Origin of the sequence: Bacillus sp. BHET2 (genome assembly GCF_005938125.1) — a bacterium.
In the GTDB taxonomy this organism is placed as follows: domain Bacteria; phylum Bacillota; class Bacilli; order Bacillales; family Bacillaceae_B; genus Rossellomorea.
Map to the genome: position 1 here is coordinate 88,403 of NZ_VCQN01000003.1, position 23,312 is coordinate 111,714.

Below are 23,312 nucleotides of genomic sequence, written 5' to 3' on the forward strand. Positions count from 1 at the left end.
GGGCTAATCATCCTGTTAGTGATCCCTCTCGTATTGCCTTTGATCGGATAAAAGGCAACTCTGTAACTTGCAACATCACAAGTAATATATTTATATCTTGAACGTTGTATGTTGTTTGCAGATAATAAACAGCCGCGGGCAATTCCTTGAGTCGTTTGATATACCTAAACGACGTAAGCCCTACCTCTCTTACATCCTAACGGCTCCGAAGCCGATCCAGTGTGAATAAGTTGTTAAATCAAAACAGAATAGAATTACGAATTATCTTCTCTATCGTTTTAATGTATGTTACAAGATTACAATAACTAAATATAACATCAATATTAAAACGTGTCAAGGGTTAAAATTGTTATAATTCAAGTGACTGAGGTGAATCTTCCTCATCATTCATTAAGCGGATGGCAGTAGGCTCGATTTTCAAAACAATGTAATTCGGGTCGTCCGGACCTTCAAACCAACGCTTCATATGGTCATTCCATAATTTTTCTTTGTAATGGGCAGACTCTTCAATAGAAGCTCGGCCTTCCACTTCAACGAAGGTGTCCCCATAGCCTTCTCCTTCATAGCCAAGAAGGATATGAACATTTGGATTATCTTCAATTTCATCAGCTTTATGTGTTTGCTTATTTGTTGGTGTATACATTGTAAGGTCCTCATGTGAAAATGTCATGTATCTTGAATGTGGCTTATTATTTTTAACCGTTGCAAGCGTTCCTATCTTACTTTCATCAAGAACCTTTATGATTTGTTGTTTCAGTTCAACTTGTGACACTTAATCCATCTCCTTTAATCAGTCATATAACCATACTATTCCTTTTAATAAGGCGAAATAAACATAGGAATGTGTACACAGTGTGCTTATCGGGAATAGCGGAAATAACCAAAAATGAAGGAGGATGCCTATGATACCCGAAGAGTTGGTAGAACTTTGCAAGAAGAGGATGGAGCCATTCGCCTGTGAAGGGTTTGTGTATGGCCGTGGCCCGCAAACGCCGTCCATTATGATTGTAGGGGAAGCTCCTGGAGAAACCGAAATTCACAATGGATTGCCATTTAGCGGGCGGGCAGGAAAGGTGCTGGATGAATTCTTTCACTACTTAGGCGTTTCAAGGGAAGAGATCTATTTCACTTCTACGGTTAGAAGCAGACCTTACAAAATCGTCTCAAAACAAACCAATGATGGTGAAATCATTCAAAAGAAATATAATAGGGCACCGAATAGTAAAGAACAGGTTGCCCATGCTCCGATTCTGGATTATGAGATGCAGCACATCAAGCCGAAACAGCTAGTGACATTGGGGAATATAGGATTACAGCGATTATTGGGTAAGCAATACACCATTTCTAAAGTGCATGGTAAGTTGATCTATTCACCCGTTAGGCGATTGGTGGATCCTGAAACGAATGAATGGGGGATGAGTGATGAGGCTTTTCACATTTTTCCCACCTATCACCCGGCCTCCATATTTTATAATCGTTCGTTGGAGAAAGAGATTTACAAAGACCTTGAAGTGTTGAAAGAACTCTTTAGGGAAAAATAATGAGCCATTCATGTTTTATGCCCTAATTGAATGGGAAACGTAAGGAAAATGAATGTAAAGGTGATGACAGATGTTTTTTGGAACGTGGTATGGCATATACCGAATCATAATAGTTGGAGTACTCGGATACTTATCTCTGGTTGTTCTATTAAGGGTATCAGGAAAAAGGACTTTATCTAAGATGAATGCCTTTGACTTGATTGTAACCGTGGGGATCGGTTCGGTGCTTGGAATCATTCTCCTGAATAAGAAAGTACCCTTGGTGGAAGGTGTGACAGCATATCTGGTCTTGATTGGAATGCAATATGTGGTCGCTTGGTTATCTGTACGATCTCACACAATCGATCAGTTGGTGAAGTCTTCACCTAGTCTTTTATATTATCAGGATCAATTTATAAGTGAGAGAATGAAAAAGGAAAGAATAGCCGAAATGGATGTTTTTCAGGCTGTCAGGGATAATGGATATGGATCATTGAATGATGTGAAAATGGTGATTCTCGAAGCGGATGGAGGATTTTCGGTCATCGGCAAGTCAAATGATACAGATGGTGAGGTCATGAAGCACGTTAGAGGATATTCAGAATAAAGTTGGATGGCATTTCAGAAGGAATGCCATCTTTTTCTTGTCTATAACCTGTGAGCCTACTGTTTCGTTAGATTTTCCCGCGCCATTTTCACAAGCTCCTTAACCATACTACCGCCAATCCTACCGCCGACTTTTCCTGCTTGCTCCGATGTCAATTTTCCATTATAGCCCCTTTGAAGTGGAATTCCCTGTTCCCTGGCGATTTCATATTTCGCATCTTTCGGGTCCTGTGTACCTGATACTTTCGCTTTCAATTGGTCCATCGCTTCTCGCGATTCAGGTACTAGAAGTTTTCTTTTCGGCATATTATCACCCCTTCAATTAGAATGCCCTAAATTTTTTTTATAAGTAAAAAGACTTGTTCTATAAGGGTTTCCTATCTGTTGCAATGAAAGAGGAATAAAAAAAGATTGTCTATATTATGTCAAATAAAATATAATTCTTAATAGTTAGATAATTTTGTGAAAGAAATGGGGGAAATGCCATGGAAGAATTCATTGGCAAGTTGGTAGGGGTCCTTTGGTCTCCGGTCATGATTTATTTTTGCTTGGGTGTTGGCTTACTATTTTCAATTTTAACGAAGTTTTTACAAGTGCGGTTGATCAAGGACATGGTGGCCCAAATGTTCAAGGGAGGAAGCTCCAGTGCAGGTGTATCCTCATTTCAGGCCTTGGCGCTTTCATTATCCGGACGTGTTGGAACTGGAAATATCGCCGGTACGGCAACAGCGATAGCCTTTGGTGGTCCAGGAGCAGTGTTCTGGATGTGGACGATTGCCTTTATTGGGGCGAGCAGTGCATTTATAGAATCGACGTTGGCACAAATCTATAAGGTGAAGCAGGACGGAGAATATCGTGGGGGACCTGCTTATTACATTGAAAAAGGAATCGGCTGGAAATGGTATGCAGTTCTCTTTTCATTGGCAACGCTGCTGGCCATGAGCATTTTAATGCCGGGGATTCAATCGAATTCCATTGCATTAGGTCTTGAAAATGCATTTGGTCTTAATACGACGGTAACAGGAATCGGTCTTGTGGTATTACTTGCCGTCATTATTTTTGGAGGAGTGAAGCGTATTGTAGGAGTCGCTCAATACGTCGTTCCATTTATGGCCATTGCCTATATTCTTTTATCTCTTATTATTGTAGGAATGAATATTACGGAAATTCCGGCTGTTTTTTCTTTGATATTTAAAAGCGCTTTTGGAGTTGATTCGGCCTTCGGAGGAATCATTGGGATGGCAGTGTCATGGGGAGTGAAGCGTGGAATCTACTCCAATGAAGCAGGTCAGGGTACTGGGCCACATGCTGCAGCGGCTGCAGAGGTTTCCCATCCTGCTAAGCAAGGTTTGGTCCAAGCGTTTTCGGTATACATCGATACCCTCCTTGTATGTACGGCAACAGCCTTCATGATTTTGTTCACAGGTTCCTTCAATACAGAAGGGCCCGATGGAACGATGCTTGCGAACAATTTAGAGGGCATTGAAGCAGGACCAGGATACACGCAGGCAGCCATTGAATCAGTGATTCCTGGTTTCGGGGCTTCATTTGTTGCGATCGCATTATTCTTCTTTGCTTTTACAACGATCATGGCTTACTATTACATGGCAGAAACAAATGTCGCTTATTTATTAAGAGGAAAGAACTCGAAGGTAGCGATGACAATCTTGAAGTTCGTCTTGCTTGGAGCGACTTTCTATGGGGCTGTAAGAGAAGCAGCATTAGCGTGGGCATTGGGTGATATCGGCCTTGGAATCATGGTCTGGCTGAACTTGATCGCCATCCTCATCTTGGCAAAACCAGCTCTTAAAGCATTGAAGGATTATGAGGAGCAGAAGAAACAAGGTCTTGATCCCGTCTTCAACTCAACGAAACTCGGTATTAAAAATGCAGAGTTCTGGGAACAAGAATATAAAGTGGAAGACAAAGAAAACGCATCATAATAAACGTAAGAAGCCTGTTGCCGAAGTGGCAACAGGCTTCTTATTGTTTATGAAACTGAGCTTTCATCAGAGAAATAAAACGGGTCTCCAATATATTTTTGAAAAGCATACATGAGCAGGGATTTAATAAAGAATAGGATTGATAATTGGTATTGTCTTAAATCAACCATTCTCCACACACCGAGCTTTTTGAAAAGGGAGTAGAACGGGTATGTAAAGAATGCATCGACCAGAATATTCACGAATACATAAAGATAAAAGTTCTTATAACTGAATTTAAGAATCCATATTGAACCGCTCAGGAAAACCCCTAAGGTAAAAGGTAAAATACCATTCGTTTTCGGAAAGATTTTCGTCGTGATTGTCCACCATTTCAGCCTTTCTGCCAATACATTTTCAGAATAAACAAGCACAGACATGAATAGTGAGGCAGGTAAATATCGTTTAATACTTTCCTTTCCAGCTAATATGAGAAATGTCCACGAAATGAGCATCAGTACGAGTATGTAAAGTTTATTTTTATGTTGACTCAAGGTGATTCCCCCTTAAAGAATCGCAAAATATCTTAACGTTAGAATGGTACATTGGAAAGGAAATTATACGGATAGAGATGAAAATGTATTCCGATCAGATTAGTAAACAATATCTTTGAGTTGGAGATTCAAATTGATTATGATAAATGGAGAGTTAACGCAATGCATTAACTAGGAGGTGCTGTTCCCATGGACTTATATGAATCGTATATACAAAATGAACGCCAAAGGAAGCTGGTTGGATTGGCAGGGAGGCTTGCGGATTCGTTTTCTGAACGAGGGGAAGCGTATGATAGGCAAGATGCTTTTCCTTATGAAAATTTTGAAGACCTAAAGAAAAGTGGGTATGGGGCATTATCCCTTCCTAAAGAGTATGGAGGGGAAGAAATCAGTCTATATGAGCTAGTGATGATCCAGGAAAGACTTGCCACAGGAGATGCTGCAACAGCATTATCCATTGGCTGGCATCTCGGAGGATTGATGGAACTGACGGAAACCCGGTTGTGGGAAGAAGAGGTATTCAAGGATCTTTGTGAGAAGATCACAGCTAACTATGCACTTATTAACCGGGCTGCGACAGAACCAGCAACAGGTAGTCCGACGCGTGGAGGGCTACCGGAGACAAAAGCGATGAAAACCGAAGAAGGATGGACATTAACTGGAAGGAAATCCTTTACTTCGATGGCGAGAGTGCTGGACTATTCTTTAGTATCAGCAACAATCGGTGACACAGACGAAAAGGGTTTCTTTCTTGTAGATCATGATATAGAAGGGGTAAGTATCGATGAGACGTGGGATACGATGTCTATGAAGGGAACAGGTAGTGATGACCTTGTTCTTACAGATGTTCAGGTCCCGCCATCAGCACTTGTCGAACGTGACGGATTAAATCCGGATGGAAAGAATGACATACCTAAAGCATGGCTTCTTCATATACCTGCTTGCTACATTGGAGTCGCGATTGCAGCACGAAATTATGCCATTCAATTCGCGAAAGATTATTCCCCAAACAGTTTGCCCGGACCGATCAAGGATGTACCTGAAGTTCAGAGGAAAATCGGAGAAATGGAACTAGAACTGTTTAAAGCCAGACAAATTCTTTATTCAGTGGCTGATAAGTGGGGGAGAGAACCTCAAAAGCGGAAAGACATGGCACAAGAGCTTGCTTCCGTCAAACATGTCGTCACGAACAGCGCTTTCCAGATTGTTGATACAGCCATGAGAATTGTCGGAGCAAAGAGTCTTTTCCGCTCAAACCCAATGCAGCGATATTATCGCGATGTGAGGGCAGGCCTTCATAACCCGCCGATGGATGACATGGTTATCGGGGTGTTGGCGAAAATCGCTTTAAAATAATCCCAAAAAGGTATAGACGATTCCGTCTATACCTTTTTGGCTGAGGAGAAAACGCCTCATGACTTATTCAGGATATAATGCTTTTTCCAATACGGTTTGATGCTGTTCTTCTAATATGTGGATTTCACTCAATTCTTCAATCAAATCGTGAATGGACAAGAGTTCATAGAGCATAACGGTTTCACAGGAAAAATGATGCTTCATGGATTGGAATGGTTTCATATGAAGCCCTTCATGATCATCCCAGAATTCTTCCAAAAGGTTTTTCATTAGGGTGAAATGCTGTTCAGATATATGGAACGATGGATGATGCATGATTCCCTTTATACTTTGCGTTGCATCCAAGATCCTTTCTTTCTCTTCATTACTGAAAGAATACTGAACGGGAAGATAGATCAAGTTCCCGATATGAAAAAGAATCTGTCTTAAAATGTTAAGTTTTTTGTACTCATAATGGAAGTAGCGCATTTCCTGACGGCTCGAGCGATGAAGTTTCCATTCTTCCTTTTGATATTCACAAAGCGTATCCGTCGACTCGATCTCTCTTAAAATATCATTGAATATCAATTTGGTGTCCTTATGGAGGGAATGGTTCTGCAGAACTTCAGACCCTCTTCTTTCCAATAAATTTCCCGTTTTGAAGTAAAGATTATGAATGTTGGTCGAAATCGTTTGTGAATATTTTGGAGGCAGGATCCACAGGTTTACCAATGTAGATACAATTAGCCCGATTGTAGTCGTCCCAAGGCGGATGAAAAACGTGGCAACATAGTGATCATGGATCGTGGGAATCATTGCGATTCCTGTTAAAGTGGCAACCAGTATCCCTGCTCCGAGATGAAGTTTATGGCAGGTGATGATGGTCAGGAGAGCTACCAGTGCATATGTAATGGCATGATCTCCTAATGTATGAGTGATGATCACCGCAAATAAAGCTCCAATAGCGGATGCTGGGAAGCGTATAAATGCCTTTTTTATTGAGTTGGCAGCGGTCGGTTCAATCGTGACGATGGCTGTAATCACAGCAAAGGTCGCCGGCCAATTCATCAACCCACAAATAAACGCTGTAAGAAATACAGCGATGCCCGTTTTGGCAATTCTTCCTCCGACAAACTGAAATTTTTTAAGATAATCCATCATTTAACCCTCTTTAGCAAAATACTATCTCTTCAATTATAAAGGAAGTAAAAGTCAATTTAAATCCATTGACAAAAAAGAACTGTTCTAAAGAAGAACAGTTCTTGATATATGATAACTCATCTTAGAGGCAGAGGTCGTAATAAAATCTTGATGGCTTGAGGCATCTTGCTTGCCTTCTGAGCCTCTTTTAAATACCTGAACATCTGTTTGCCAGCACCAGAGTTTGCGGAATGTATCGTGATTCGTTCAGCGAATAATTGCTTTTCCACCATGTAGTGTACAAGCATTAAGCCATTCCGTGTCTTACTCTCTAAGTCATGATCCAATGAAAGGTGATCGATAGAAAAATTAAGTAGCAGGTCAATACATTCATCGATATCTTTCGCAAGAATGTATCCTTCAGGACAGTGTCGATAATCGTCTAAAAACACATTTACTGTCATATTTATTCTTCTTTCGTCATTTGACTTAATTTAACCTTATCAGAGATTGACAAATACTTATATAGGTATATAGTATGATTATTACAAATATACTTGTAATTTTTTTGTGGGTTTTTAGGGAGGAATCTTGATTTGAATAAGGTGGGGAGAAAAATCTGCGATGAATAGAATATTCAAGATTCCTTATTATTGACAACTTCTAATAATAAATCAGGTCGATCCGTAATGACTCCGTCAGCCCCGTTCCTTACGAGTCGTTCCATCGTGTCTTTATCGTTGATCGTCCAATAGTGAACATAGAGTCCAATGCGGTGAGCCCCGTTGATTAGGATGGGCTGTGTCAGGTCTAAGTTCCCTTCTTGAAGAGGAAGCTGAAAGGCATCGACGTTGGACCTGTATAAGTTTCTTAGAAACAATTTTTGGAAGATAACGAATTTCTTTGCTTCTTGTCTTCCGCCTTGGGTTGCCACCCTTCCTCGCGAGTGTTTTTCAACTAGATTAATAATGTTCTGGTCGAATGAGGCGATGAGGACTTTGTCTTCCATATTATATTCTGTAAGGAGCTTTAGTAATTTCTGAATGATTTCCTCTATCCGATCTTGAGGATTATCATCTTTGATTTCGATATTTACTTTCGTGTTAGGAAACCGTTGAAATACTTCTTCGAGCGTTGGTACATATACATGCTTACCCCGATAAGAAAATGCCCCCTTGAGATCTTGAAAGTGGTATGCAGCATCAAGGCGCTGAAGCTCTTTCAACGTGTAATCTCTAACATACCCACTTCCGTTTGTTGTGGCATCCACCGTAGGGTCATGGATCGTTACTAAGTGGCCGTCTTTTGTTATATGTATATCTGTTTCAATCACATCGACCCCTAAATCCACAGCATGCCCGAACGCCTCGATTGTGTTTCCAGGAGCAAGGAGCTTACCTCCCTGATGGGCGATGACAAGGGGGCGACCATTTTCTTGTTGAAAGAAAAGAGGGGAAGCAGCCTTTTTGACAGGTAGCCAATACACAATGATGGAAAACGAGACAAAGAAAGCGATCACCATTGTGAGGATGATGAAGCGCTGTTTTTTAGAAGGGTTTGAGATTTTGAGGTTCATATTTTTCATGCGCTTTCATCCTTTTAAAGAAAAGATTCTTTTTTCTATTATAGGTAGGGCCTTGTTTATTTAGGACAACAAATTATGAAAAGATTTAGGTAGAACATTATAATTAGGTTTCTGTATTACTCTTTGAAGCAATTTTTTTACGTTTTAACATAAAAGCTATTGCTTTTTAAAGTAAAATAAATTACCTTATTAAGTAAGGGAGGCGTTTACCATGAAAGAACATTTAAGATTAAATGTGTCATTGCTACGTCGGCGAGTACCTCATTTAACGACTGCAGCTAAATCAGTGGGGTTAAGGCCAGCCACCGTTTCAAATTTATGCACAGGGAAGATATCGGTTGGACGTGCCGAAGTCAAAACGCTCGTTACTCTGGCAAATCTGGCAAATTGCACATTGGATGAATTAATTATTCAAGGAGGGAAATTAAGTATGATTGAAACGGGAATTAAACCGATTGATTTATTTGCACCGATTATTCAGGGTGGGACGAATGGATTCGTGGCCAGATCACAGATTGGTCAATTTGTTGTATTGGCAGAAATGACAAGTGTATTAAAAGGTAAGGGTTATCAGTCGATCTTATTAACGCCAGATAAAGCCTATCCTGGTTTGAGTGATTTGGAAGAATTCGTAGATGCGAAGTGTCATACATTAGAGGATGCATTTGCAGAAGTGTCACTCGTTGGGAACAAAGAAAGTATTCTGTTATATGTTGACCGCTCGTTTATCGTGTCAGGGGCATTGTATGAGTTACGTGAACGATTCGAAGCGGAAGATTATGGCGATATCACCACGATCTTATTTGATCCGAGTGGAGAAGCAGTCGATGAAGATGACCCATTCGGACCATTGGATACCTTATGCTATTTCGATATCGATCTTGCGACACGGGGGATCTACCCGGCCATTCATCCCGTGCAATCTACGTCAGTTCTTCTTGAAGATGACGCGTTGGACCCAAGCCACACGGCTACTCACAAGAAAGCGAAAAAAGTACTTAGACGATATAAGGAAATTCGCGTTCTGATGAACACCATCGGCAAGGAGAAAATACCAGAAGCAGATCTCGAGCTATTTCAAATAGGAGAACGACTGGAAGCATATATGAGCCAGCCCTTCTTCGTAGCAGAAGAGTTTACAAAGACCAAAGGGCAAACGGTACCGATCAAGAACACCATCCAAGACATCCAACAAATACTCCAAGGCCAATATAACCACAAAGACCCCAAAGACCTCACCTACAAAGGACAGCTGAAATAAACAACCTGACCTGAGGAACTCTATCCGAGGGACGGACCTCGGATAGAGATAGAATATAAGGGTAAATAGAACCAAAATGTGGAGGGACGGACCTTTCACATTCCCTGAATTAAATTCAAATGATTGAGTGATCATGCCGCCATTTCGTATTCTGTGGGATGAGAAGCATAAATATTGTAGGGACGGACCTCGACAGAAATGGCGAGGTCCGTCCCTCATCTAGTTTGTATGGGAGATTTTTGTTTTTTTTTGGAAGATGAAAGAGGATTTGAAGGGAATTTGTCGTATGTGTAATGTAATACATTTTAATTTTGGGAGACAAATCGATGCTGGTCGAGAAATTATTGTTACATGTACTGATCATATTGGCACCTGTCCTTATTCAAACTTCGCTCCTTGAGAACCATAGGCTCGGGAAATCTCCTATTTTTATAGGTGTATTGCATGGGATAGCTGCGTTCATGTGTTTGATTTTTGCATATGAAAGTTTCGGTCTGTATTGGGATTTCCGTTATATCCCGTTGGTTCTTTCTATGCTTTATGGGGGAAGGAAAGCAGGAGTCATCGTATTTTTATTCATTTTAACTGCGCGAATCATCAATGGTGGCGATGCGATTGTTTTCGGATTCATTAGTGCGTTTCTAGCTGGGCTTATGCCATTTTTGATTTCCAGTCGGTTTTGGTCTTTTTCTCCAAGGAAACGCGTTAACTTCGCTGTGTTACTTGGATTTTGGCCTGCACTGGTCATGTTGGGCATCCTCTTGTCTTTTGCGTTCATCTCAGGTGTCCCAGTTTCTGGCAACAAAGAGATGGGGATCTATGTTCTCATATTCGGTGGAATTCAGGTAGTTGGAGTGGGGCTTGCAGCTCAACTCAATGAATGGATGATAGAAAAGAAGTTATTGAGGGAAGAAATCTTAAAGTCAGAAAAGCTTAACACCTTAGGGGAACTCGCAGCTTCCATCGCTCATGAAGTCCGAAACCCGCTAACAGTGGTCAAAGGTTTTCTTCAGTTAATGAAGAAACAGGTGAATGGCGATCATGATGAATACCTGAAGATAGTGTTAAGTGAGTTGGGCAGGGCGGAAGAAATTATTAATGATTATTTGAACTTTGCCAAACCTGAGTTTGAGAAGATAGAGAAAATCAACGTGAAAGACGTCCTATCAGATGTCACTCTCCTTCTAAATGCTTATGCTCTGAAAGAAGGTGTCCATTTAGAGTCAAACGTGAAAGAGGATGGATTTCTGTTAACAGACAGAAATAAATTGAAGCAGGCATTCGTCAATATCATTAAGAATGCGATTGAGGCAACACCTTCACAGGGCAACGTAACGGTTAGTTTAGAGGTTACCCACACACAAGCAATCGTCAGGATAAAAGATACAGGAAAAGGAATGACGAAAGAACAGGTTGCGAGAATCGGGACATTATTTTACACAACTAAAGATCAAGGAACCGGCCTTGGAACGTCCGTGTCACTAAGAATCATTGAAGCAATGGGTGGGCATGTTCATTATTCAAGCATTGTAAATAAGGGAACGTCAGCGACCATCTCCTTACCATTGAATAGTGAGAAAGTTGTTAAATACGATTCCAAATCAGCAAACAGATTTATGAACAACCAAAACGCTTAGGTCAAAGGACTAAGCGTTTTTTTAGTATAATCAGTTAAATTCTTCAACTCCATTTATCGTACATACGTTCCATGATAGGATAGAAGATATGAATGATAAATCCTAGCGTGCAGGCAACAATGACGGTCCCGATGCCGACGGCTCCATGGAATACCATAGCCAGTGTGATGGCGATCGCTTCATTTAGTAAACGAGAATTACGTATATTTAATCCGAAGCGCCTATGGATTGCGACCATAAAGGTATCCATTGGGCTTGAAGGGAGCCCTGCCTGAAGGTAGATTGATATTCCAATCCCCAACAGGAAAATCCCTATCATTACGAGGGACAACTGTTGAGCGAATCCGACCGGTTCTACCACTTTAAGTCCGGACGTTATCCAATAATCAACCATCATTCCGATGACAAAAATGGAGAGAGCAGCGAGCCATTGAATCCTTTCTTTCAATAGCAGGGCGTTGATGCAGATGAGGAGACATCCATTCATGAAGATGCATGTCCCGATTGAAAGGTGAAGTAGAGTCGACTCCCCGACGGCAAGTGCATCCCATGGAGCCGCACCCAAGTCTCCTTTGATAATTAGTGAAACCCCAAATGATAGAGCTAGTAATCCTATGCAATAAAAGACGAATCTTGTCTTCATTCCCCAAATCCTCCGTTCCAAAAAGCATGTCTAATATATATGAGCACCGGGAAAAAGTTAGAATCATTAAATCTGTGTGAAAGCATGAGGTGAAACGACCTATGGAGAATATCGTAAAAATATCTGTCAGAGAATTAGTGGAGTATGTGTTTCGGGAAGGAAGTATAGATTTACGCTTTCAAGCCCGTTCCTCCATGACCCTTGGGACAAGACTCCATCAGAAATTACAGAAAGAATACAAGGACGGCGATGAGAAAGAGGTCTTTCTGAAGGGGGAAGAAGTGATTGAAGATATTCTCTATCAAATCGAGGGACGTTGTGATGGCATCCACTATGACGGCGAGGAAGTGATGGTGGAAGAAATTAAGTCAACGGCAAAAAGTTTGGATCAGATCGAATCTGGCTCCCGGGTCCACTGGGCTCAAGGGGAATGCTACGCGTACCTTTTAGCGAAAGAAAAACAGCTTACAAAGGTGGGGGTACAGCTCACTTACATAGAGGTTGAATCAGAAGAAACGAAATCATTCAACCATATGTATACCATTGAAGAGCTTGAAGGCATCGTAAACGAGATTCTCATTGCCTATACTCCATTCGCGTTTGTTTTATTAAGCAATCAGGAAGATAAAAGGAAAAGCATTGGTGAGCTGGGCTTTCCTTATCCTTCTTATCGGAAAGGGCAGAAAAAACTAGCCGGTGCCGTCTATAAAACAGTCTCTGAATCCAAATCTCTGTACGCAAATGCGCCAACGGGAACAGGTAAAACCATTTCCACCTTATTTCCGACCATTAAGGCCGCGAAAGAAGGGAATTCAAGATGGTATTATGTGACCGCCAAAACAATCACCCGTACGGTAGCAGAGGAGGCCATGCTCCTGTTAGAACGAAAAGGGCTGTCACAAAGGACCGTTACCCTTACGGCGAAAGACAAAATCTGCTTTAAAGAAGAAACGATTTGTCAGAAAGAGTATTGTGAGTACGCCAATGGCTATTATGATCGAATTAACGAAGCGCTGATCGATATACTGTCGAACGAAACAGTCATCACACGTCCAATCGTTGAGACCTATGCCAATAAGCATAAGGTATGCCCCTTTGAATATTCAATCGATCTTTCCTACTTAGTGGACGGTGTCATCTGCGATTACAACTATATTTTCGATCCGAAGGTTTCCTTAAAAAGAATGAGCGAAGAAAGTAAGAAAAGGACGACTCTTCTGATAGATGAAGCCCATAATCTTGTTGGGCGGGGAAGGGAAATGTATTCCGCTACCCTAAAAAAATCCGCTTTCCTGGAAATCAAAAGAATGTATCCTGACCATAAGGCATTGAAGCAACGGATAACTGCTGTCAACAAGCAGTTCCTCCGATTGAAAAATGAACAAGGAGAAGATGTCCGGAATGATCTAGATACAGAGCTACTGGACGAGTTGGAGAGTTTCATTGAAATAGCTGAAAAAAGTTTGGGGGAAGGAGACATGTCTGAGGAGTTCCTGCAATTGTATTTCGATGCTCTCGGTTTTGTGAGGATAGCCCATCTGTTTTCCAGTGAACATCGCTTTGTGATCAACCTGAGCTCCAATGAATTAGAGGTGAAGCTTTATTGCATGGACCCCTCAAATCTGATTAAACATATCACGAATTCCTACCATTCTTCCGTATTTTTCTCTGCTACACTCCATCCTTTTTCCTATTATTTTCAACAGTTGGGTGGAGGAGAAGAAGATTATCGGTTCTTGATTCCTTCACCATTCGAGAAAGAACAGTGGCAGATAGGGATTCATCCAATTTCCACAAGGTTTAAAGACAGACAACGGACCCTTTCCTCGATTACACGTTCTATAGAAGAAACATTCAATCAGTATAAAGGAAATTACTTGGTCTTCTTTTCATCCTATGCCTATATGCAGGAAGCTTTTGAGGAAATGAATGAGAAGTCATTGGACGCAGTATTAATGATTCAAGAGTCCAACATGAAAGAGGATGCGAGAGAAGCTTTTCTTCAGGAATTCAGAAGCGGTAGAGAGTGCCCGGTCATTGGATTTGCTGTATTAGGCGGAATCTTTTCGGAGGGGATTGATCTTAAAGGTGATCGGCTGGAGGGTGTGATCGTTATAGGAGTTGGACTTCCCCAGCCGAGTAAGGAGCAGGAAATCATCAAGGACTATTTTAACGAGATGGGGAAAAATGGGTATGATTATGCCTATGTATACCCCGGGCTAAATAAAGTATTTCAATCAGGGGGGAGGCTCATTCGGTCTGAAGAGGATCGCGGAGTGCTGAAGCTGGTCGATGACCGTTACCTGACTCCTAAATATCAGTCCCTATTGCTTGATGAATGGAAGGACTTCCGGATATTCACATAAAAAAAGACCGCTATAATAGCGGTCTTTCCCGTATTAGTTAAAAGAAGGATCCTTTAACAAGCGGTCAAACTCTTCAAGGTGATGGGTTTCATCTGCTAGCATATCATCAAGTTTGATTCCAAGCTCAACAAGACCCAATTCTTCAGCTTGTTGTTTACGTTTTTTATAGCGTTCAATTGTATCAGCTTCTGCTTTACGGCCTTCTTCCAACATTTCTTTCACATCGTCTGTTTGTTTAACAGGGGCAGGAGTCGTTGTAGGATGTCCGCCTAATGTTTTGATTTTTTCAGCTAAGTAAAGAGCATGTCCTTGTTCATCAGGAATTTCCTGTTCAAAGAAAGGTTTTAATACTTGACGATATAAACCGCTGACTACAGCAGCGTAATTTGTGTAAAGAATAACTGCAGCATATTCATTTGCTAAATCTTCATTTAATCCTTCAATTAACTCATTTAATTTTGCTTCATCCATTTGTAAATACCACCCTTTAAATTATTGTTATATTAATGATTTACCCGGCATCTTGAATATTAAACATTGTGAGTAGAATCGGATGCTCTTCAAATATTTTGCCTCTAATAGGGGATTCTAATTCTATAAAAGTCCGAGGAGGGATGAGAATGTCTAAACAAGGAAAGAAAAGTATGGACCAAACATCTGAACAATTGGCGAAGCAAAAAGCTAAAAACGATGTGGAGTTTGCATCTGATATTCAGATAGAGAATGAGAAGGGGCAAAGTCAGAAAAAAAGTGGAAAACAAATAAATAAAAAATAAATGACGAATATCTTTTTCAATGAAAGAAAAACCTATATGTAGAAACCAGGAGGTGTAAAGGCATGAGAATTGGTGTTGAACAATCCTTACAAAACGTCGTGCAAGCCTTACGTGAAAAAGGGCATGATGTAGTGGAGCTTAAGCAAGAGTCAGATGCAAACGGCTGTGACTGCTGTATCGTGACGGGCATGGATACGAATGTTATGGGTATTCAAAACGTGGCAACACAAGGTCCTGTTATCGAAGCAAGTGGACTTAGTGCTGACCAAATCTGTCATGAAGTTGAAAACAGATTTCACTAGGACATCGGGGGGCTTAGCCACCGGAGCTTCGACATATTGAAAAACGGATAAGGTTCGAGCCAACACGGATACACATGAAAAAAGGACAGTGGCAACCGCTGTCCTTTTTTCATGTGAAGAGGTTTACCCGATATGGGCAAGAGGCTGATTTCTCAAATGCTCCCGTAAAAGGTCTGGTGCGGTCAAGAATAACAGTCCATTTCCTTCTAACGTTTTCGGAAATCCGATTGGTACCGTCCGTTTAATCAGTTGTGCATACACTTCACATTCAAATAACAATCGGTCAAACGAAACCTGTTCGAATTCTTTGATGAGGGCTAGAGCGCCGGATACATGAGGAGCAGACATGGAGGTTCCGCTGAGTTTAGCATACTTTTCACCTGGTATGGTCGATAAGATTTGTTCTCCGGGTGCTACTAAATCAACTTCATTGTTGGAATTCGTAAAGTAGGACGACTTTCTCTGAAGGTCGATGGCCCCGACAGAAATGACTTCGTTGTAGGAAGCAGGATAAGAGAATTCATCGGTGCTGCTATTTGCATCACCTTCGTTACCAGCGGCGCAGACGACTAAAATATCGGAATCCACAGCCTTTTGGATGGCTTTGTGCAGTGGTTCGTAGTCTGAAGGGCCACCTAAAGACATGGAGATGATGTCCACCTTTTGTTCAATCGCATATAAAAGTCCGTTTACGATCCAATCATACTCACCACTACCACGACTACCAGCAAGAACTTTAATCACGACCAAATCAGCTAGTGGTGCAACTCCAATCACGCCACTCCCATTTTCACTTGCACCAATCGTGCCTGCAACATGAGTTCCGTGGCCGCTGTAATCTGTCACGTTATCTTCCGCGCCGTCATCATCATCGGTGAAATTGCGGAATTCTTTCACCCTTCCGGATAGATCAGGATGGTTCATATCGCATCCTGTATCCAGGATGGCGATGGTCATACCCTTCCCCTTATATCCATTCTTCCACATGCTAGGTGCTTGGATTAAATCAATCCCTTTAGGAATTTCATTTGTATCAACCATCATTTCGTCCATGAAATATGGAATTAACCTCATTTCACCTTGCATATCAATCCCTCCTAAAATTTGTACTGTGCAATAAAAATCAGAAGTTTCTGAAAATATAACATTTTTTGGACAAAATGAAAAGGGATAATAGTAATAGGAATATAAAACCAATCATAGTATCTAGGTTTTCTGCATAGGGGAAGGAGTTTTAAAAATAAAGGCATAATAGCCAAAGGGAAAGGACGAGGGATTCATCGAGGTTACGAAAAATTTAAACAAACGTTTGACTAGTCCTGTGAACCCCTGATGTTGAAAGGTTGCTTGATGTTAGACAAACGTTTGGTTAAAAAGGAAGAATCGGTTTTTTCATCATGTCATCTCTGCTTCCCACATAAAATAAAGTGATGGAGGGGGTCAATGATGAATTATTATCAATATGGTTATCCTGCTTATTCCTATTATCGGAATGCGCCCAACATGGCATACGCTCATGTGCAGGGAGGGCCATTAGCACCAGGATTGCAGGGGTATGTTTTTTTTCGGGAAGTGCAAAATGGGGTGGAAGTATATGCTGAAGTGACAGGATTGCCTCCATATAAAGAAGGGAAGGGTGAACAAAAACCGATTGGGCCACATGGCTTTCACCTCCATGAAAAGGGAGTTTGTGAAATAGGTGATCCAAAGGAACCTTTCACTTCTGCCGGGGGACATTGGAACCCAGCAAATCAGCCTCATGGGAATCATGCCGGAGATTTCCCTGTTCTATTCTCAAACGATGGCTATGCCAAAATGTCCTTTTTCACGAATAAGTTTAAAGTGAAGGACGTCATTGGAAAAGGAGTTATTATTCATCAAAACCCTGATGACTTTCGCTCGCAGCCTTCTGGAGACGCAGGAAAAAGACTGGCATGCGGAGTAATCATGGGGTATGGGATATAAAAAATGTCGACCCATTAGTCGGGTCGACATTTTAAAGTTAGAAAGAATAAGCGTAGGTTTCATTCATATCTGGCAGCTATATCCGTCTCATTCACTTAAAATACACCAAGTACATCAAGCATCACAACAATGATTAGGACTGGTGCCACAAAACGGATCAGGAAGTACCATGTTTCGAATAATCCCCGTTTCAACCCGCTTCCTAGCTTTAATTCTTCATATAGAGCAGTTTTTTTCATTTTCATCGGCACGAATAGTGCAATGAGTAAGGCTCCTATTGGAAGCAATACATTGCTGACGGCGAAATCAGCTAAGTCGAAAATGGTTTTTCCAAATAGGGTGATATCACCAAGGATTCCGAAAGATAATGCAGATGGAATACCACAAACAAAAATCGCAAGACCGATAATCCAAGACCATTTCACGCGTTTTTCTTGTTCCCCTTTTGAAATGACCGATACGATGATTTCAAGCATTGAAAACGCAGAAGTCAAGGCTGCGAATAAAAATAGGACAAGGAATGCAACGAAGAAGAACATCCCGAAAGGCAACTGGCTGAAGACGGTAGGCAGTACATTGAATAGTAGTACAGGACCGGCTCCTGGCTCTAAGTCAAAGGCAAAGACGGCAGGGAAAATGGCTAAGCCCGCTAACAGGACGATGAAAATATTCATCGCAACAATTGAGATGGCCGACCTAGGCAGACTTTGTGTTTTAGGTAAGTAAGAGCTGTAGGTCACCATGACTGAAACACCGACACTCAATGTGAAAAACGATTGTCCCATCGCTTCTAAAATCGTCTGGGACGTTACTTTGGAAAAGTCAGGTTGAAGTAAAAAAGTAATTCCTTCAACTGCTCCATCAAGTGTTACGGCCCGTATGACTAAGAAAATAAATAAGATAAATAATGCCGGCATCATAATTTTACTGGCCAGTTCAATTCCCTTTTGAACCCCTTTTGCTACCACAATAATGGTCATTAAAATGAAGAGAAATTGAACGAATACACTGGTAGCCGGATTGGAAATCGTTGCACCGAATACCTCCGCATATTGATCCGATGAAAGGTGATTTAATTGCCCGGTTACGGCTTTGAATAAATAAACAACGATCCATCCGCCGATTACACTGTAGAAGGAGAGTAAGATAAAGGATGTAATCATCCCAAGAATCCCAACCCAGTGCCACTTCGATCCGGGAGCTATTTTTCGATACGAATCAACCGCGTTGCTCCCAGCGGTCCGTCCAATTGAGAACTCGGCCAATAGTAATGGAAGTCCAAGTAGTAAAGTAAATAAGATGAAGATCAGGAAAAAAGCGCCGCCTCCATTTTGACCGGCAGTGTAAGGGAATTTCCATATGGCCCCCAATCCGATTGCAGACCCGGCGGCTGCCAGGATAAAGCCGATTTTTGATGACCATTGTTCACGCTGACTCATTTTTATTCTCCTTTCTGTTTTTAATTGATGCGTGGGGAGATATTTGAACAAATAAAAAAATCGCCCCTACATATCGTAGGGACGATTTGAATATCGCGGTACCACCCTAGTTATGAGAAAAACATCTTTCTCATCACTCTTCACACATAACGGCATTCACCGTCTTTTGATCTCGTCAAAAGAAGCTCCGGAATCGAAATTCACTAAAACATCTTTGTACCGATTCACACCAACCATCGGCTCTCTTCAACAGGGAAATGTTTGCTACTAGTTTCCTTCAAAGCTTATTCAATATTAGGTTATTCAATTTTTATCATGAATTAAATCAACTTGTCAATCTATTTTGGGAAAAGGTGTGAGAATTGTCTGGGAATGGTGGGGGTTTTTGGATTTAGTTAGGAGGTGGGGGTACCAGGTACAACAAGGTCAAATTGACCTGGTGCATCAAAAGGGTACTACATAGAGATCATACATCCTATCCCCGTCCCATTGAGTTCCACTTTTTTCTCAAGTAGAATAAAGAAAAGTCGAATGAAAAGGTGTTTTAGATGAAATCATATATTATCATTGGTGCCGGCATCCTGGGCGCGTCTACAGCGTACCATCTTGCTAAAGCCGGTGCTGCAGTCACTGTCGTAGACCGTCACGAACCAGGACAGGCGACAGGTGCCGCCGCCGGGATCGTCTGTCCGTGGCTGTCACAGCGCAGGAATAAAGTGTGGTATCGGATGGCAAAGGGTGGAGCGAAATATTATCCGGACATCATCCGACAGCTTGAAGCGGACGGCGAAACTGAAACAGGTTATAAGCGTGTAGGGGCGATCAGCCTTCATACGGATGAAAATAAGCTTCAAAAAATGGTTGAAAGAGCCGAGAAGCGCAGGGAGGACGCCCCGGAAATCGGAGATCTCACCCTTCTGACTTCAGAGGAAACACGTCAGCATTTTCCGTTGCTCTCTGAAGAATATCGTGCCGTTCATGTTAGTGGCGCTGCGCGAGTGGATGGAAGATTGTTACGTGATGCTCTTTTGAACGGTGCTAAAAAGCACGGAGCTTCATTTCGTAAAGGTGATGCCAGGTTGTTAAACGACAATCATAGGATCAGTGGCGTCAAACTAGGTGAGGAAATCCTTTCGGCGGACGGAGTGGTTGTGACAGCGGGCGCGTGGGCGAAAGAGCTTTTTCAACCCTTGGGGATAAACTTTCTTGTCTCCTCCCAAAAAGCGCAAATTCTCCATTTGGAAGTTGGCGAAAGAGAGACTGTAGATTGGCCGGTCGTCATGCCGCCTAATGATCAATACCTTCTTGCGTTTCCAGAAGGAAGAGTCGTAGCCGGAGCGACACATGAAAATGATGTAGGCTTAGATTACCGGGTAACAGCTGGAGGACTCCATGAAATTCTCGACAAAGCGATAGAGGTTGCTCCGGGAATTGTGGATGGGACAATACTGGAGTCGAGGGTTGGGTTTCGCCCCTTTACTCCGGGCTTTCTCCCGGTTTTCGGTGCAATGCCTGGATTCAGTGACGTGTGGGTGGCGAATGGTCTTGGGGCATCTGGGTTGACGGTTGGACCATATCTTGGTTCGGAGCTTGCCAAACTGGTGCTAGGTGAACCTACTGAGCTCAATCCTGCCGACTATGATGTAGCTCTTGCAATCGAATGAAAAAAGAAAAAAACACTAGCTCAATTCCCTCTATCTTCTAAGTGGAATGACCCTTATAATGGAGGAAGCGAATTTTAGTATAGGAAGAAAAGGTGTTTAGAATATGAGTTTATTAACAGTTCAAAATTTAACCCACGGTTTCGGTGACCGTGCGATTTTTAATGACGTTTCTTTCCGTTTGTTAAAGGGTGAGCACATCGGCTTGATCGGTGCAAATGGAGAAGGAAAGTCTACATTTATGAATATCATTACCGGGAAGCTTGAGCCTGATGAAGGTAAAGTGGAATGGGCAAAGCGGAGCCGTATTGGTTATTTAGATCAACATGCACAGCTTAAGCAAGGCATGACGATTCGGGATGTGTTGAAGACAGCATTCCAATACTTGTTTGACATGGAAACTGAAATGAATGAGCTCTTTGCCAAGATGGGAGAAGCATCTCCTGAAGAGTTGGAAGAATTACTGGAAGAAACCGGGACGCTCCAAGATGCCCTGACGAATAATGATTTTTATATTATCGATGCAAAGGTGGAAGAAATCGGCCGTGGCCTCGGATTAGACGATATTGGGTTGGAAAAGGATGTCCACGATCTAAGTGGAGGTCAGCGGACGAAAGTCTTACTGGCTAAGCTTTTACTTGAAAAACCGGATATCCTCCTTCTTGATGAGCCTACTAACTATCTTGACGAGCAGCATATTACCTGGTTAAAACGCTACCTGCAAGAATATGAAAACGCGTTTATCTTGATCTCACATGATATTCCATTCTTAAATAGTGTCATTAATCTTATTTATCATATGGAAAATCAGGAATTGAATCGTTATGCAGGGGATTATCATGAATTCAAGCGAGTCCATGAAATGAAAAAGCAGCAGCTTGAGTCTGCTTTCAAGAGACAGCAGAAGGAAATTTCCGAGCTGAAGGATTTCGTTGCCCGTAACAAAGCCCGTGTGTCGACAAGGAATATGGCTATGTCCCGTCAGAAGAAACTGGATAAGATGGATATGATCGAACTGGCCGGTGAGAAACCGAAGCCTGAGTTCCATTTTAAACTAGCACGAACCGCCGGCAGGGTTATTTTTGAAACGAAGGATCTTGTAATTGGGTATGATGAGCCATTATCCAAACCTCTCAACCTCAAGATGGAACGTGGTCAGAAGATTGCTCTATCAGGAGCCAACGGAATCGGGAAGACGACTTTATTACGAAGTATTTTAGGCGAAATCAAACCCATTTCAGGTACGGTGGAGCTTGGAGACTATCTCCATGTCGGTTATTTCGAACAGGAAATCAAGACGAAAACTAACCATACGTGTATTGAGGAAGTATGGAACGAGTTCCCGTCATTCAATCAAGCGGAAGTGCGTGCGGCCCTTGCAAAATGCGGCTTGACTACCAAGCATATCGAAAGCAAGGTAGAAGTACTGAGCGGTGGAGAGAAAGCGAAGGTACGTCTTTGTAAACTAATGAATAAAGAATCGAACGTTCTTGTATTTGATGAGCCAACCAACCACTTGGATGTTGATGCGAAAGAAGAATTGAAACGTGCCCTGAAGGAATACAAAGGCACCGTCCTCTTAATCAGTCACGAACCTGAATTCTACCTGGATGTAGCGACAGAAGTATGGAACTGTGAAGACTGGACGACGAAATTATTTTAATCAAAGGCTATTTTCGCAAAGATTGTTGTTTTCTAACATAGGAACTGCCAAGGCTCTGTCTATGAGTGAATGCGGTAGATGGTGAGGGAAACGGCTTCGCTTTCCGGCGGACGAACGGCCAAGCCTCCTCCCACGTTTGAAACACGAGGGAGGAGGCTTTTTAAAATCTTTTGGTATGATTAGAAAAATCTTCGGCATCCTCTAACCTATCACTAATATTTACAAAGAGCTTCAAAACTACTCTACTAAAACCGACTCCAAAGAAGAATATCCTTTATCCTCTAAGCGTAAATCATCGAAGCTGTGCTTCATATGAAGGTCAATTAATTCTAGGAGTGTTTCCTGATCCTTGTTTTCAATTGCCTTCACCATTTCTTCGTGTTCACGAAATCGGACATTTTCACCTGGCTCAACATGATAAAACACATCAAATAAAAACAGATAGACATTGGATTGAGTAAGCATTTCATCCATATAACGCATCAGGAATTTATTGCCACTCACTTCAGCGAGGAATAAATGGAATTGTTTATTGAGTTCAACATATTTTAACAGGTTCTTCTGTTTGTAGGTTTCTTGTTCTTCTTCAAGAAACGCATAAAGCTTCGGTAAATCGGACTTTTTCACTTTAGGGAGCCCGTACTTCACAGTCAGGAATTCTATTTCTTTTCTTAATTCAAAGAAAGAAATAATCTCTTCCCTTGTAGGATGGACGACAAAAGCTCCACGATTCGGGATGATCTGAACAAGGCCTTCTGTTTGCAGCCGCTTCAACGCATGTCTGATGGGGGTCCTGCTCACAGCCATTTTTTCAGAAATGATTTGCTCGACAAGCTGGGTCCCTGGTGCAATCTTTCGGGCCAATAACGCGTCCTTCAGATGGTCATATACTCTTAGCTCTGTGGTCTGTCTCTTCTTCACGGTCATCATCCATTCA

General features: G+C 41.8%; 23 protein-coding genes and 1 other annotated feature. Of the genes, 12 read left to right on the forward strand and 11 right to left on the reverse strand.

The window, feature by feature from the left end:
• Positions 1 to 349 precede the first annotated feature (349 nt).
• Positions 350 to 772 carry a pyridoxamine 5'-phosphate oxidase family protein gene (locus FGG79_RS13125; protein WP_138779051.1) on the reverse strand — a complete coding sequence of 141 codons (423 nt, stop codon included), beginning with the start codon at positions 770 to 772 and terminating at the stop codon, positions 350 to 352.
• 130 nt (positions 773 to 902) lie between these two features.
• On the opposite strand from FGG79_RS13125, the gene FGG79_RS13130 reads away from it, so the two are divergent.
• Both FGG79_RS13130 and FGG79_RS13135 read left to right on the forward strand, forming a co-directional pair.
• Entirely contained in the window at positions 903 to 1,541 is a 639-nt protein-coding gene (locus FGG79_RS13130) for a uracil-DNA glycosylase (protein ID WP_240794274.1), read from the forward strand.
• Between the two features lie 70 nt (positions 1,542 to 1,611).
• Complete coding sequence (locus FGG79_RS13135) at positions 1,612 to 2,127, forward strand: DUF421 domain-containing protein (RefSeq protein ID WP_138779055.1); 516 nt, start codon at positions 1,612 to 1,614, stop codon at positions 2,125 to 2,127.
• A 56-nt stretch (positions 2,128 to 2,183) separates the two neighbouring features.
• Here FGG79_RS13135 and FGG79_RS13140 read toward each other — a convergent pair whose 3' ends face one another.
• Positions 2,184 to 2,432: an alpha/beta-type small acid-soluble spore protein gene (locus FGG79_RS13140; protein WP_138779057.1), complete on the reverse strand. Its 249-nt coding sequence runs from the start codon at positions 2,430 to 2,432 to the stop codon at positions 2,184 to 2,186.
• A 179-nt stretch (positions 2,433 to 2,611) separates the two neighbouring features.
• On the opposite strand from FGG79_RS13140, the gene FGG79_RS13145 reads away from it, so the two are divergent.
• The gene (locus FGG79_RS13145) at positions 2,612 to 4,069 is read left to right on the forward strand and encodes an alanine/glycine:cation symporter family protein (protein WP_138779059.1); all 1,458 of its coding nucleotides are present in this window, start codon (positions 2,612 to 2,614) and stop codon (positions 4,067 to 4,069) included.
• Between the two features lie 47 nt (positions 4,070 to 4,116).
• Here the strand turns inward: FGG79_RS13145 and FGG79_RS13150 are convergent, their stop codons facing one another.
• Positions 4,117 to 4,602: a hypothetical protein gene (locus FGG79_RS13150; protein ID WP_240794275.1), complete on the reverse strand. Its 486-nt coding sequence runs from the start codon at positions 4,600 to 4,602 to the stop codon at positions 4,117 to 4,119.
• A gap of 189 nt (positions 4,603 to 4,791) precedes the next feature.
• Here FGG79_RS13150 and FGG79_RS13155 point away from each other — a divergent pair, with 189 nt between their 5' ends.
• The gene (locus FGG79_RS13155) at positions 4,792 to 5,958 is read left to right on the forward strand and encodes an acyl-CoA dehydrogenase family protein (protein ID WP_138779061.1); all 1,167 of its coding nucleotides are present in this window, start codon (positions 4,792 to 4,794) and stop codon (positions 5,956 to 5,958) included.
• Between the two features lie 63 nt (positions 5,959 to 6,021).
• On the opposite strand, the gene FGG79_RS13160 is transcribed toward FGG79_RS13155, so the two are convergent.
• The 3 genes from FGG79_RS13160 to FGG79_RS13170 all read right to left on the reverse strand — a co-directional run bounded on the left by FGG79_RS13160 (position 6,022) and on the right by FGG79_RS13170 (position 8,662).
• Positions 6,022 to 7,095 (reverse strand): aromatic acid exporter family protein, encoded by a 1,074-nt coding sequence (locus FGG79_RS13160; RefSeq protein ID WP_138779063.1) that lies wholly within the window; start codon positions 7,093 to 7,095, stop codon positions 6,022 to 6,024.
• A gap of 119 nt (positions 7,096 to 7,214) precedes the next feature.
• On the reverse strand, positions 7,215 to 7,541 hold the full coding sequence (locus tag FGG79_RS13165; protein ID WP_138779065.1) for a cyclic-phosphate processing receiver domain-containing protein: 327 nt from the start codon (positions 7,539 to 7,541) through the stop codon (positions 7,215 to 7,217).
• Positions 7,542 to 7,714: 173 nt separating this feature from the next.
• Positions 7,715 to 8,662, reverse strand: a complete 948-nt coding sequence (locus FGG79_RS13170; RefSeq protein ID WP_240794276.1) for a glycerophosphodiester phosphodiesterase family protein — start codon at positions 8,660 to 8,662, stop codon at positions 7,715 to 7,717.
• 211 nt (positions 8,663 to 8,873) lie between these two features.
• Between FGG79_RS13170 and FGG79_RS13175 the strand changes: the two genes are divergently transcribed.
• On the forward strand, positions 8,874 to 9,923 hold the full coding sequence (locus FGG79_RS13175; RefSeq protein ID WP_138779067.1) for an ATP synthase beta subunit C-terminal domain-containing protein: 1,050 nt from the start codon (positions 8,874 to 8,876) through the stop codon (positions 9,921 to 9,923).
• Between the two features lie 326 nt (positions 9,924 to 10,249).
• Positions 10,250 to 11,560, forward strand: coding sequence for an ATP-binding protein (locus FGG79_RS13180; RefSeq protein WP_138779069.1), 1,311 nt, complete (start codon positions 10,250 to 10,252; stop codon positions 11,558 to 11,560).
• 43 nt (positions 11,561 to 11,603) lie between these two features.
• Here the strand turns inward: FGG79_RS13180 and FGG79_RS13185 are convergent, their stop codons facing one another.
• Entirely contained in the window at positions 11,604 to 12,203 is a 600-nt protein-coding gene (locus FGG79_RS13185; RefSeq protein WP_138779071.1) for a YczE/YyaS/YitT family protein, read from the reverse strand.
• A 101-nt stretch (positions 12,204 to 12,304) separates the two neighbouring features.
• Here FGG79_RS13185 and FGG79_RS13190 point away from each other — a divergent pair, with 101 nt between their 5' ends.
• Complete coding sequence (locus FGG79_RS13190; RefSeq protein ID WP_138779073.1) at positions 12,305 to 14,569, forward strand: ATP-dependent DNA helicase; 2,265 nt, start codon at positions 12,305 to 12,307, stop codon at positions 14,567 to 14,569.
• 33 nt (positions 14,570 to 14,602) lie between these two features.
• On the opposite strand, the gene FGG79_RS13195 is transcribed toward FGG79_RS13190, so the two are convergent.
• On the reverse strand, positions 14,603 to 15,040 hold the full coding sequence (locus tag FGG79_RS13195; RefSeq protein WP_138779075.1) for a ferritin-like domain-containing protein: 438 nt from the start codon (positions 15,038 to 15,040) through the stop codon (positions 14,603 to 14,605).
• Between the two features lie 149 nt (positions 15,041 to 15,189).
• On the opposite strand from FGG79_RS13195, the gene FGG79_RS21815 reads away from it, so the two are divergent.
• Positions 15,190 to 15,345 carry a hypothetical protein gene (locus tag FGG79_RS21815; RefSeq protein WP_171050922.1) on the forward strand — a complete coding sequence of 52 codons (156 nt, stop codon included), beginning with the start codon at positions 15,190 to 15,192 and terminating at the stop codon, positions 15,343 to 15,345.
• A 62-nt stretch (positions 15,346 to 15,407) separates the two neighbouring features.
• Complete coding sequence (locus FGG79_RS13200; RefSeq protein ID WP_138779077.1) at positions 15,408 to 15,647, forward strand: YkuS family protein; 240 nt, start codon at positions 15,408 to 15,410, stop codon at positions 15,645 to 15,647.
• A 123-nt stretch (positions 15,648 to 15,770) separates the two neighbouring features.
• Here FGG79_RS13200 and FGG79_RS13205 read toward each other — a convergent pair whose 3' ends face one another.
• Positions 15,771 to 16,733: a S8 family peptidase gene (locus FGG79_RS13205; RefSeq protein ID WP_138779079.1), complete on the reverse strand. Its 963-nt coding sequence runs from the start codon at positions 16,731 to 16,733 to the stop codon at positions 15,771 to 15,773.
• Between the two features lie 357 nt (positions 16,734 to 17,090).
• On the opposite strand from FGG79_RS13205, the gene FGG79_RS13210 reads away from it, so the two are divergent.
• Positions 17,091 to 17,612: a superoxide dismutase family protein gene (locus FGG79_RS13210; protein ID WP_481747279.1), complete on the forward strand. Its 522-nt coding sequence runs from the start codon at positions 17,091 to 17,093 to the stop codon at positions 17,610 to 17,612.
• 95 nt (positions 17,613 to 17,707) lie between these two features.
• On the opposite strand, the gene FGG79_RS13215 is transcribed toward FGG79_RS13210, so the two are convergent.
• The gene (locus tag FGG79_RS13215) at positions 17,708 to 19,051 is read right to left on the reverse strand and encodes a sodium-dependent transporter (protein WP_138779083.1); all 1,344 of its coding nucleotides are present in this window, start codon (positions 19,049 to 19,051) and stop codon (positions 17,708 to 17,710) included.
• Positions 19,052 to 19,125: 74 nt separating this feature from the next.
• Positions 19,126 to 19,341 (reverse strand) — a binding site (T-box leader).
• Between the two features lie 258 nt (positions 19,342 to 19,599).
• On the opposite strand from FGG79_RS13215, the gene FGG79_RS13220 reads away from it, so the two are divergent.
• A complete protein-coding gene (locus FGG79_RS13220) occupies positions 19,600 to 20,715 on the forward strand; it encodes an NAD(P)/FAD-dependent oxidoreductase (protein WP_138779085.1) in 1,116 nt (371 codons plus the stop codon).
• A 103-nt stretch (positions 20,716 to 20,818) separates the two neighbouring features.
• Entirely contained in the window at positions 20,819 to 22,375 is a 1,557-nt protein-coding gene (locus tag FGG79_RS13225; protein ID WP_138779087.1) for an ABC-F family ATP-binding cassette domain-containing protein, read from the forward strand.
• Between the two features lie 237 nt (positions 22,376 to 22,612).
• Here the strand turns inward: FGG79_RS13225 and FGG79_RS13230 are convergent, their stop codons facing one another.
• Positions 22,613 to 23,296, reverse strand: a complete 684-nt coding sequence (locus FGG79_RS13230) for a GntR family transcriptional regulator (protein WP_171050923.1) — start codon at positions 23,294 to 23,296, stop codon at positions 22,613 to 22,615.
• Positions 23,297 to 23,312: the final 16 nt, after the last annotated feature.